The following is a 13,170-nucleotide window of genomic DNA, read 5'->3' on the forward strand; positions in this document are numbered from 1 at the left end:
CCGAATATTTCGTTCATCTTATGCTCAGCTACCAAAAGGTCATGATTTGCAATCATTGTGTTGACATAACTATCAATACCTTTGTTAACCAAATTTGGAGTGGCTATGAAGTTTGAACTGAATCTAGTACCTTCTGATAATTGATTTAGTTTAGCATCTATGTCTTTTAATATATTAGGTATTTCTTTTGAAATAGATTTACCAACAGCATTTGACTCATTCGTTATACCAAACTTTTGTTGATTTTCTTCTGGCTTAGATTCGAGTGCTGTTTTTAATTGTTCTAATGCTTGCTTTTGAATGTTTAACTTAGTTAATGCAACAGCAGTAAGCTTCTCTTCTGGAGAATAATGATTTAACATTTGATCATTTTCCAAAGTAGTATAGAAAGCATTGTCTGCCTCTTGTGCTTGATTGGCATTGTCAAGTGCTTCTTGTGCATCTATTGTAGCCAAGTGTTGCAATCCAATTAAAGTATTATATTCAGTAGTTCCAGGATTGTATCCAATAGTCTTACCAATATTTTGGTTTACTTTAGATTTAGATAAACTGAAAATGTTATTTGCAGTAGCTATTTCATCATTTAAATCTTGTTCAGTAATACCTTCTGGCAAATTATACTTATAATTTTCAAGTACATCGAGTACATTTTGTTGATAATTCAACTTTTTATTTGCCATTTCAGAGTATGACATAGCTTTGATCATTGCATCTTTTTTACCAATGTGATCTGCAACTACGTCTCTTACAAAAGAATTGGCAGTCATATCTTTGTAAGTTTTCAATCCAGAATGATAAGCAATCGTAGGTCCCCCCATGTACAAACCTAATGCAAATCCCCCTTTTACATCATTCCAAAATTGTGGATCATTTGCTAATTCAGATTCAGTATCTATACCAGATAATATTTTTGCAGTACGATAATTGGCGTCAGCTAAGCCCATTAAAGATTGAAAAATACTGCTAGACTTTCCATCATACTTACCAGAAATATAATCATAATCAAATACATCTTGATTGGCTTCTTCAAACGCTTCTCCAGTAGCAGAAAAACCTAGTCTACCTAAAGCTTTAGCAGCTTGCAGACTAGCATTTTTTACTGGGGAATTGTATGCAAGTCTAGCATTAAACCCAGTATAAGCGTCTATAAGTTTGTTATATTTACTTGCTGCAGCTTCGCTTAATTTCGTACCTGTTTTTAACAATGGGTTTAAAGCAGTTTTAATTGGAGCTGTTATTATTTTACCCATAGCTTTACCAAGAGGTGCAAATACTAAAGCAGATTGAGCAACATCCATAGCAGATAATGCCATGTTGTTATCATAAACTCTTTCTAATCCATCTTTTAAAGATCTTTTAGCATTTGCTAGAGTTGCATCATTTATGTTTATCTCTCCAGATATAACTCTATCTATTATCTCATCATCAGAGATCTTAGAAACATCTATATTGGGGTCTTGTTGTTTTAACTGGTTTCTACCAATTTCAGCATATTGTTTAATGTCAATACCTTGTTCCTTTAAACTATCTTCAATTCTAGATCTATACGCACCATATACTTGAGCTAAAGATTCTCTATGTCTACTGTATATATTACCAGCAACACTAGCTGCAGTAGCTGCAATTGCACTACCCCACCCAATTAAATTAGATGCAGCACCAATTCCAGGGACAGCGTTCAATGCTCCAGTAGTAGCATAATGTCTACCTAACCATAAAGCTCCAGTAGCTAAAGCATCTGCAATATAACCATTAACAGTTGCCATAGAAGAACCTATTAAACCTGGACCAGCATATAAAAAGTAATCTGGAGAATACCAAGGTTTGTCTTGAGCTCTTTGTTCTTTTATTCTAAATTCAGAAGACGGTGTATAATTTTCAGATCTATCTCGTAAGTTAGAATATATATTATTTATTTCTTCATTTACTTTAGATCTTTCTTCTTCCCACGATTTTCTAGAATTACTTAGATATTCAATTCTCGCATCAATGTTATCACCCTCTTTTTCACCATATTTAGACAAGATGCTATCGTATTGCTCTTGTCTATCTGCTAATGTTCTTTGAAGTTGAAAATATTCAGATATTGCATTTTTGTATTCTTCAGAATTCTCATCCAAAGTAGGAATAGTATTTTCAAGATTTTTAAGCTTTTGCTTATCACTAAGAAAATTCAATTCATAATCAATATCATCTAATACGGGATTTATATCCTTAGCTAATTTAGCTCTTTCCGACATTAGATTGATTTGATCTCTACTATTCATAAAAGTGGTCCATGCATCTTTTAAGTAGCTCTTATCTTTAAGAGTTTCCTCTGGATTTTCTTTGTCCAATAGATACATTTCTTCATAATCATCAATTGGAGTTTGTTCCAATTCACGATCATACCCTGTTTTAATTTTTGTTAAAGGGGAATGCTGGGCGTTTACTTGTCGTATAGCCGCAGTAGTAGCATTGGTTTTAGAAGGTGTTAAACCAGCATTGTATTTGTCTAATATAGATGTTTCCATATATTATTGTAACAGATTAAGCATAGTTTGATAAAGTTCGATATCAGAAGAATATGATTCGTTATATGAACTATCATATAAATCATTTTGTAGTTTAGACCCACCATGTTCTTTATTGACTTCTTGATCAAAAGTCATTCTTGTCATACCATGTGGATCAATTGGTTCCATTGCATCAAATGTAAAGTATTCTCCAGTAAGAGCTGCACCACCTCTGGTATCAGAGTGACCCCACGCATCTTCCACACTTTCACCTTTTATTGGCTTAACACTTAAACCAACTTCAGATGTTAAACCCATAGTTTTATTAACCATTTCTTTAAAACTGTCAACATCATAGTTAGCATTTCTTATAGACTGAATAGGTATCTTAACACTAACCCTTTGAAATAATTGTGGTTGGCCATTGGATTCACCTACCATTATTTTGTTTCTAGGTACCTTTATAACATCTTGGAATACTCCAGATTTTAGGTCTTCTGCAAAGTTTCTATTAAGTCTTGAATTGTCCTGAACAGTGTATTTCATAGAAGGAACCTTCATTACTTTATTTACAAAGTCTGTGGACAATATTAACCCATTAGTATCTGGAATAGTAAATCCATTAGTTATAGCATCATTACTGTTAATTTCTACTTCTTTAGAAGATTTTATTTTATTGTAACGGTTCATAACTAATCCTGAAGTAGGATAAGTAAGTTCGTTCAACACCCTGGACGCAGTATCATAGTACAGTGGTAACTTTTCTTGTTTTACTCCAACAGCTGGGAATATATCAGATTGTTTAGCAAACATATCCCTAACATCCTCTGCATAAGCATTTGCCATAGCTTCATTACTGTAGTTCTTTGATGCAGATTCTTGGTATGCCTTATACATAGTGTTGTATTCTTCTGGAGTAATAGCACCTAACTCTAGAGCATTAGCAGCATCCATTAAAGTTTGTATCATAGATGCTTGGCCTTCTATAAATGATCTTGTTCTAGTTAGATTTGGATTATTTTGCATTTGACGCTTTTCTTGAACTACTGCGTCATTATACAATTTAGTATAAGCATCTGGATAATCAGTTGGTTGTTCACCATTTTTTCCTTTTCGTGTAGCTGCAACTCTTAAAGCTTGTTGTTCTTTCAAAGCTTGCATTGCATATGGGTCTACTGTAATATTATTTCTAATGTATTCTTGATTATCTATATATGCTCTTTCCATAAAAGCATTTGCAGCATCTTCAGCGGTTGCTCCAGGGTTCTGTTTTAAGTACACTTGCATATGCATTTGAGCCTCAGGAGTAGATAGTATACCACTTTTATTTTCATCCAATATTTTTTTAATTTGATCCCCAGTTACACCAGTATGAATAAAACCATTGGATCTACCCAAATAGCTATCTTTAAGATTATTTACATATTTATCTGTAAGATCTTTTATTGATTGATAACCTAGTGGAGATACATCATTATAAATACCTGAAGTAAGTGTGTTATAACCAGTAAAATCAACATCGTGCCACAAGGGATTATATTTACCTTCTAGCATTAGACGTTGATTTACTTTTTGTCTCTCTCTTAAACCTTCAGCACTTTGACGAAGCATACTTAATTTAGCTCTGTCTACATTGTTTATTGCTGAATATATCTTAGATCTACCTTCTGCGGTTTTTATCATGTCTAAGTTTTTAGACAATTCTTCAGCCACAGGCAAAGCTCTACCATAAGTTTCATCATAGTATGCTTTTGTGTCAGCAGCGGATGGAGATTGAAATTCAGCCCATTTATCCAAAGCTGTTGAATAATCTTTTAATGCTTGATCTACGTTTTCTTTTGCCTGCTTCCCAAGTGTATACAATTGTTCAAATGGAATTGGAACGTATGTATTTATGAACTCTGCTTGTGCAGGATTATCATATCTATTTACCATATTAAACTCTATTTCTAGTTCTTGTTAATAAATTATCCACTTGTTCTTTAGTAAATCCTTGACTTAAGAAATCAGCTAAGAATGGTAGTGTCATTTGATCCCTATTGTATTGATTTTGCATTTGTCTATTTACTTGAGACCATTTACCAAGTTGACTAGTTGCAGTTGCTCCAAAGTTTCTAGCAGCAGCTCTGTTTCTAGCATTAAGATCGTTGTACATATTTTCACTTTGTACAAATTGTTGTCCTAAATTATTAAGAGTATTTGCGTATTCTCCTAAGTAAGCATTGTCAGCATTTTGTTTAGTGGCGTACATGTTTGCATTAGAAGCATACTCATCAACAGCAGCTTGAGTTCTTGCTGCTAAATTAGCACCAGTATTAGCATTAATATTTGCTAAGTTATAATTTGAAATGGCCCTTGATCTACTGTTAGCTAATCTTGCAGGTTCAATATTCATTCTACGTCTAGCCATTGTACTTCTAACTGCACCAGCATATGGATTTAATACTAATGGTTCTTCTTCTGGTCCTCTTAATGATTGTAAAGTATTATACACTGTAGGAGCCAATGATAACCAATCTGGTGAATAACCACTTTTTGGTTTACCAAGTGCACGTTTCTTAGTAGCTTCATCTGCAGACGTTGGTATATTTACTGGAGTAACAATATCCTCCCAATCTATTGCCATACTAGTGTTTACTAGTGGTATTGTTGGTTCAGATAATCTTTGAGTAGTAGCTTTAGTAATGTTAGGTTTGGTTGTCTGTTTGGTGGTTACAGAACCAGTAGTACTAGGGGTTTTTGTAACTTGTTTATTCGATGCATTTGTGTACGTGTTTGTTAAAGTTGGTTCAGATTCAATCGGTAAAAGAGGTATATCAACAGCGGTTGGTTCATCGTTTGCATATGTGATTGCATCTATCATTTGTGTTGGATATGAAAACCAAGCACCAGTAGTAGGAGAGCCAATTGATAAAGGATTCATAGATGTACTTCTGTTAAATACTTTACCAACGTTGGAGTCACCAGTGTAATTGGTAGAAGTGACAGAAGGCTTTGTATCTCTTGCAGATTTTACAGCGTCAGTTATACCCTTGTTATTTATAAGAGGACCAAATATGCGTTTTGGAAAATACCCCAATGCTTCACCAAATTTATTTAATCCTGTACCGAGTTCATCGAAGAAATCAGAATATGCAGCGTATGTATCCGCATTCATCTTACTTCTAACATCGTCTACAGTTTTACCCTTACCATCTGCATATGCAGGTATTCCTTTTACTTTGGGTTTAACTCCTTTAGCAGCTTTAACTGCTTCTTGTTCTGCTAATAATTTATTGTAAGCTTTATTAGCATTTATTTTATTTAATCTGTTTGTATTTTCAGCAAACTTGTCTTTGCCTTTGCTAGGTTTCGTCATCTTAGATAATATTTGTCCTTCCTTAGCAAATGTGTTCTTTGTACCAGGTCTTTTAATTTTGTCAGATAACACAGATTCCAAAGTAGACGCATCAACTAAATGATTATCTGTACCTGGTTGAGTATTTGGAACTTGAACAATATTTCCATAATCATCTCTAACCACTTCATTGTTGTCCAAGTAAGCTAAGTCTGGGAGTATTCCACCATTCTCGAATGTATATGCAAGATCATTATCATCCCAATATTCTCCTTCAGTTTCAGCTGCGGCATTCATACCTATTTTAGTTTTATTGAGAGTTTCTTTTCTGCGTCTTAACGCTTGCATTTGTTTCTTGCGTTTAATTGAACCAATAAGTCCACTCACTAATCCTAATCCACCACCAACAGCAGCACCAATAGGACCACCTACAGTGAGACCAGCACCGGCTAACGAAGCTGCACTGCCAATAGTACTACCTGCAATATCACCTGTTGAACCTTCTTCTGATAAACCAGAAATGGCAGAGCCAAATACATTAGCTCCACCAAGGTAGTTTGACAACTGATCCATGCCAAACACATATGCTGGTATAGTATTTTTGTTATTTTTCTTTTTCATATTATATCATTGAGTATCTATAAGCTGTACTAATGTATGGCACTTTAAATTTATTACCACCATTGCAATCATACTTATAATTACAGATAAGATATTTTCCTTTCATCCTATCTTTGTATGATTTGTTAGCCAGTTGTTCTACTTCATTAAGCTTCAAAGAATTACGAGGGATTGCAAATTTATAAGTATCCTCTCTGTAATCAATATCTTCACTAGTCAATGTTTCACTAGTTTGTCTTTTTGTAGTAAATAATATCAAATCAAAATTAGTATCTGTAGTAAAATCACCACCATATTCAACATTATCAAATGTTTTGGTTTGTGGATAATCTTTGTTAACTACAAATTCTATTTCAGATACCTTTGCTTTGTCAGAATCTAAATCAGCTTGTTCACCACCATTATATTTAAACAGTTTCAATGATTTAAATAAATATAGTTTATCACTAAACTCTGCGTAATAGTCTGGATTATAGTTATAGAATGAAGTAAATACTCCTAGTTGTTCATTAAACGCTAATGTTTTATCTCCTAGAGTAAACAGAACTTCATTATATTTCTTATCATAAACTGCAATAGGATCTTTTTTAAACAAGTCTTTATTCTTATTCAAATAAGATTGAACTCCTTTTAATTTAGATACTGTTTGTAATTGACCATTAAACCCACATATCTCATTACGTTTACTATCATACCAGTATACGGTACTATCTGATTGAGTATTTGCTCTCAACTGGTTTGGACTTTCACCATTCATTGTAGTAAAGTAGTCATATCTGTCTAGTATACCACCAGTACCTAGAGTAAGAGCACCTGGGTTATTATCAGTTATAATAGAACGTTCATTCACTGCAACTGTGCCAAAAGCGTCTGTTTGCCAGAATACTAGATTGTTTTTAAACAACTTCATATCATTAATTGGTCCAAATCTAGTATCTACATCAAGATAATTGGCTACCTTGAATTTTGTCCATGAATCAGTAACTTCATTATTTGTTTTAAGCTCTGAAGATATGATACGAGTATCTGTTAATAGATTATCTATATTGTAAATAGATTTAGCTACAAACTTTTTCGCATTAGGTTGAGCAGAATAAGCATCATTGTATGCATATGATGGAGTGTTCTGAGTATATAAATCACCAACAGTAATTATATCATCTTCTACAAAGTGGTTAGCATACCCATCACCAGCTTGATAAGTTCTATTTATAGATGAATCCGCATGGGTTAATGCTAGATTAACACTTGACTCACATGGTATGAAAGCCCCTAAGAACAATCTATTTGCTTTATTGTTATAATAATCATCTGTGTTATAACTAAACATACAGTTATTGTAATCAAATATGTTTAGATATGTATCACCACCATAGCACAGTACTGTGGAAACACTAGATTCAGCGCTAGCACCAGTAGTAATATATACAGAGTTCTGTATAGCAGAGTATGAATTACCGCCATATGCATTTACGCTTTGCTTTATATTACACAAAACAACTGCATTGACATATCTGTAACTAGAAGTACTTACAGCTAGTGGTATATTAGCAACCATGTTATCACTCTTAAATATGGCACATATTCCATGAGGACCATATTTTCTAACATTATTTGCGTCAGTCTTATCTACTTCACTGTCTCCTGCAGTTCTAATATTATCCCACACCCAGTTATAATATACTTTATCACCAATAGTAATTGCTTCAGCATTATACCAAGGTTGATCACCATTTGTTAACCAAGGACTACTGGGTCCTGCATATTTTGCACTTTCTATTGCAGCAGATTGAACACCATTTTCAACATATAAACCATAGTATTTAGCAAGCAATGCTGAATAAAAATCATCATTGTTTATTACTATTGCTCCACTAGACACATAACCATTACTAGATTGACCTCCTAATGATTTAGTTGGTTTTATTGTGGAACCGTCATACTTTATAGATCTAGCATTTGCTAATACTTTTAGAGAACCATCTGTAATACCCCAATCACCATCCGCAGTAATAGGAGACGTCATAACCCCTACCTTTTCAACTGTTTGAAACTTATCAATTAACGCATCTGCATTTTCTCTGTTAATCGCTATCTCTGGAGACACGAACATGAAATAATTGTTAGATTGTGTATCTGATAAGTTAAAAGTATATTGAAAATCTCCATCGTTATGAGTCTTTGCATAGTAACCATGCTTATTTGAATAAGCTAGATATGGGAATGGCGTTAAGATGTTAGAATCTCTGTCATAATTTGTAATACAACTTACTACACCTTGAGCTAATATAGTTCTATCAGACAATGTTCTTTCACATCTAACTATCTCGTATCTTACTACATCTGATGGTAAATTCTTTACTTCAAACTCAATACCAAGTGGTTTGGTAATAACTGATAAATTAGATCCATAATCACTAGCCTCATTGGAAGTAAAAAACTTATAACCAGAATCTTTATTAGATGGCATCCTTATATCACCTATCCAATGTACAGGAGATGCTAAACCTTGTTTATTGTATAGTACAATACCAAATCTATAAATCTCATCCCTCATATATCCTTTTACTTTGGACTCTATTTCGGCATTAGAATAGTTTGGTATTTTGTTACCAGATGATAAACTTATTGTATTTGATTTATCGTTACCTTCATAGTTAATACCTAAACTAGTAAGTGATCTTGAAGAAGCATTGAATGTAAATTCTTCATTTATCATTCCTCTAGATGTAGTAGATGCATCTTCTAGTAAATCTGTAGTAATGAATCTATATGATACATTCTTGCCTTTTCCACCTTGTATGTATCCTCCTGTTGGAGAAGTAGTGTATTTGTATGCACTGCCGTCTACATTAAATGGGCATATACAATCGTGGTCTTTAGGTATATTTGTAGTAGTTAATGCTGATAGAGCAAAGTTTAACGAAGAACCAGAGTTAGATAGCAATAATACATTACCAGAAGAATTAGCTCTAAATGCTCTAGCATCATATTCTACATCCCATGTTTCCTCAGTAAGATTAGCAGCAAACAATCTATTATCTTTAGATTCTATTACTTCAGGTATAAATGTGTAATTGGCTAATGAATTAAATTCATCAATACTTAATTCCGATACTAAGCTACCACCTTTATCTTCATAGTTTATTACAGAACCAGTTCCAATAACTATATCGTCTACTATGGATATTACAGGTACTTCATTCTTTGCCTTATAGAATAAGGAGATTATTCTAAGTCTATCAAATCCAGTGCTATTATTTCTTACTTGCAACTTTATGGACTTACCAGTATTTTGTCCTTTAGAACTTCCTTTTACAGCATTGTAATTAGTTTTTTGATCTCCATCACTCAAATGATAAAGAGGGGTAAGTGGAGATATTGCAGACTCTGTACCTCTTACTTTAAACAATTGATAACAGTACTGTATCATTCCAGATTCTAAACTACCTGTTCCAAATCCATTAAATTCAAATGGAGGTAATGTAGCCTTTGGTAGCATTACTATAGTATCCGAAGTAATAGATGAATTACTAGATATGTGATCATCATCCACATTGATTACTTTAATTTGAGCATGCCCATCTGCCCAGTACACCTTTACATTGTTGCTTGCTTCCCATCTACATACACTACTAATTGCAGCTACATTACTAGATGATACTTCTATATCTAAAGGTCTATTAGTTACTACTTTTGTTACAATTGGTTCCTCTTGGGATCTAGAAAAATCAATTCTATAGATATTATTGTTATTTGTACCATTAATCTTAGTAAAAACAATTGCCCAATCTCTTACTGTGGTAACGTGTATAATAGTTTCACCAGACAAATTTGAAGAAGGTCTACACGCTAAGAACCCTTCTATGTTCTGTATTGCTGCAAAAGAAGATCCTTCATTCGTTAATATCCGAATGTTCTCTGCATATATGTACTGGTTATCTTTTAACACAGAATAGTCTACATCCATGCTAAGCCCACCAGCAAATGTATTTGTTTGTCTAGTAGCGTTCATTTGCGTTATAAATTATTTGTCTTTCCCCAGTATGTGAATAAAAAGTATTATGATCTCTAAATTCTGGAACAATTTTATTCCAGTTATTTTTAATAGATTCCATGCCATCTTCATTTGGCATCAATGCTTCAGCATATGCTTGATTTCTATAAAAATTCCAAGATCTTCTAATATCATAGTATACTTCTCTATTTAATTTACCATTCAAATACTCAGGGTATTTCAGTTTCATTGTAACATACCAGTATATAGCTTCAGTATAAGAAGTTAAATCTGGTATTAAAGTATATCCGTCTTCATCAGTAGGTATTGCACTATAGGATAGTTTTAAGTAACCTGATGGAACATTACACATTATAAACCCAGGTTTAATACTATATTGTAGCCCTCCACTAGGATTTGCAGTATTAAATCCATCATTGTATGTTCGTTCATTTATAAGATTCGAAATGATTGTACGTAAATTTTGATTGGTGTTTAACAATTCTAAAGCCTCTGTTTTATCAATGTTACCAATCATATCTACTACTAAATTTACCATTGTATCTTCTTGTACAATCATATTTGGATCGCAATGTTCACAACAATTGTTGTGTCTACATTCCTTTTTGTGTCCAAGTTCATCATAACAGTCACAGTTGCAACAGCATTTGCCATGTCCCCAAACAGCAAATGAACCTGTAGCTTTCCTCATAGGAAACCAAGGTCCATCACAATTAAAAGAGTATGCAACTTGATGCAATTGATGAAGATCACATGGTAATGATGCTTGATACCCACACAATTTAGTAATTGGAGTACCATCTTGACCAGATACTTTTGGAATAAATTGTGTAACAGCACCAATCTTTTCAATTGCTTCTCCACACCAAGATCTGATGTCACTTATTCTCATGTCATCTTCTTTCAAATCTAGATCAGCAATTATCTTAGCAATTACCGTTTTAATTGAAGTTAATTTTGTAATCATAATTCTCTATAATCTCTAATATGATTTTTGATAATCTGAGCAAGATGCCTTTTATTATCCCTCGTCATTACTAATTGATATTTAGTTTTATTTGGGGTTATCATATTTTGTTTATTCCAATATACTCTATATTTATAGAAATTGGAATGTTCATTTAAATGATAAATAATTTTACCAGCTTTCTTACTCTCAGCATAATCAATTCGAAGACTTTTCCCAGTATACTCTTTAGGTTTGTGTTTTACTATTTGAATGGTTCCCATTCTACAAGGTAACTTAACCTCTTTTCCGTTTTCTATTAACTCATCTCTAAGATATTTAAAGTAATCGTTTATTATGTCTCTAAATACTCTATATTCAACTTGATATAGTGGATTATCTTCCACATACTCAGAGTATGAATCATAAAAATTGTGTCCTGTATAAGCTTTCGTCTCCATTATTGAACTTTTACATCATTTGTACTATTGTTAGTAGTATCATTTGGCATTTGTAACATCAAATTTAATTCTTTACTAAAGATCATATCTTTAATCGTAGGTATCATGTTTGCAGGAACAGGATATGGTGTATCATCCCTATCAAAACATTCACCAATTGACGTTGGATCTTCTAGAATCCCATCTATTTTTACATACTCTAGATGTTCTGGTCCCACTATGTACAAATGATTTCCTTTAAGATATGCAATATAATCATTGCATGTATATTTTCTATTAATTTGATACTTTGCTTTGGTTTCAGTTCCAACTTGAATCAAATTACCATCTAAATCTTTTACACAAATTAATCCAGATCCAAAATGTAAATCTATAAACTTTGGTAATTCCTCGTCAGATTTATAATTGTATCCATCTGTAGGGCAATTACGTACTTTAGAAATGTGCAATGGTCCTATTGTTTGAACATACGATTCATTTATGTCTCTACCTTTATCCAAATCTTGTTTGATTAGATAGGCCCTGTATTGATGAATCCATTGTTCTACCTGTATACGTGATAAATTCTCAGATTCAGAGATGTTGTTATCCCTAAGTATGAGAAATATATCATCAATGATTGTATTCAATGAATTAAATGTCATAATTTAAATTTTCTTTAATAGTCCATTCTTCACTATTCAATATTTCATGAAGTTCTTCGCTATCCCATAAATAAGATTTGATTGTTTCTCCACTTCTGAGAATAGGCGAGATCATTTCCTCATGAAAGATCACTTTGGTACCATCTAATGACTTACGTGCTTCTGCCGGGACAATAATCCCGTGATTTAAACACCATTCTGTTGTGACTATTACATATTTCATATTATTTCGCTTTTAGTGTTTGTAAGTAATTATAAGCCTTGATACAATCTTCTTTGGAAAGAATACGGTTGTAAATGCCAAGGTTTTTGAAAGCTATTTTGGTAAAATTAGATCCATTGTTTCCAATAGTTAATTCTTTTTCTATATCTGAAGCATCTTGTTTCTGAGTGTTTTTTACTTCTGACCAATCGTCAAGATATATGCGACCGTCAGAACATACAGCTTTTAAGGACTTAGTATCATTGATGGACATTCCTGAACTTCCTGTATTTATATATATAATTAATCCAGAAGCTGTATTAAATACGAACAATGAGCGACTTTTAACTATTCCGGCGCTATCTTTTTTATCCTCTATAAACTTCCAATCTCCTACTACAGTCCAATTATCACCTATGACAAAATTCGACGAAATAATCTTATCA

The 13,170-nt window shown here is 33.0% G+C and carries 9 protein-coding genes; all 9 read right to left on the reverse strand.

All coding sequences use genetic code 11. The features are described 5' to 3' along the window. Positions 1 to 2,513 (reverse strand): hypothetical protein (locus QZL64_RS00145; RefSeq protein ID WP_296309039.1); only part of this gene is annotated, 2,513 nt, incomplete at its 3' end. Positions 2,514 to 2,516: 3 nt separating this feature from the next. After that, the gene (locus QZL64_RS00150) at positions 2,517 to 4,430 is read right to left on the reverse strand and encodes a hypothetical protein (RefSeq protein ID WP_021840038.1); all 1,914 of its coding nucleotides are present in this window, start codon (positions 4,428 to 4,430) and stop codon (positions 2,517 to 2,519) included. Position 4,431: 1 nt separating this feature from the next. Beyond that, positions 4,432 to 6,453, reverse strand: a complete 2,022-nt coding sequence (locus QZL64_RS00155) for a hypothetical protein (protein WP_021840039.1) — start codon at positions 6,451 to 6,453, stop codon at positions 4,432 to 4,434. 1 nt (position 6,454) lies between these two features. Beyond that, the gene (locus QZL64_RS00160) at positions 6,455 to 10,423 is read right to left on the reverse strand and encodes a hypothetical protein (protein WP_021840040.1); all 3,969 of its coding nucleotides are present in this window, start codon (positions 10,421 to 10,423) and stop codon (positions 6,455 to 6,457) included. Positions 10,424 to 10,454: 31 nt separating this feature from the next. Further along, positions 10,455 to 11,438 carry a hypothetical protein gene (locus tag QZL64_RS00165; RefSeq protein ID WP_021840041.1) on the reverse strand — a complete coding sequence of 328 codons (984 nt, stop codon included), beginning with the start codon at positions 11,436 to 11,438 and terminating at the stop codon, positions 10,455 to 10,457. Beyond that, positions 11,435 to 11,878 (reverse strand): hypothetical protein, encoded by a 444-nt coding sequence (locus tag QZL64_RS00170; protein ID WP_021840042.1) that lies wholly within the window; start codon positions 11,876 to 11,878, stop codon positions 11,435 to 11,437. Before QZL64_RS00170 ends, QZL64_RS00165 begins: the two co-directional genes overlap by 4 nt. Next, the gene (locus QZL64_RS00175) at positions 11,878 to 12,522 is read right to left on the reverse strand and encodes a hypothetical protein (protein ID WP_021840043.1); all 645 of its coding nucleotides are present in this window, start codon (positions 12,520 to 12,522) and stop codon (positions 11,878 to 11,880) included. Before QZL64_RS00175 ends, QZL64_RS00170 begins: the two co-directional genes overlap by 1 nt. Continuing rightward, positions 12,512 to 12,745: a hypothetical protein gene (locus QZL64_RS00180; RefSeq protein ID WP_021840044.1), complete on the reverse strand. Its 234-nt coding sequence runs from the start codon at positions 12,743 to 12,745 to the stop codon at positions 12,512 to 12,514. Before QZL64_RS00180 ends, QZL64_RS00175 begins: the two co-directional genes overlap by 11 nt. 1 nt (position 12,746) lies before the next feature. Next, on the reverse strand, positions 12,747 to 13,170 hold a 424-nt coding region (locus QZL64_RS00185), incomplete at its 5' end, for a hypothetical protein (protein WP_296309042.1).

Source organism: Veillonella sp. CAG:933, assembly GCF_000431435.1.
Classification (GTDB): Bacteria; Bacillota; Negativicutes; order Veillonellales; family Veillonellaceae; genus Veillonella_A.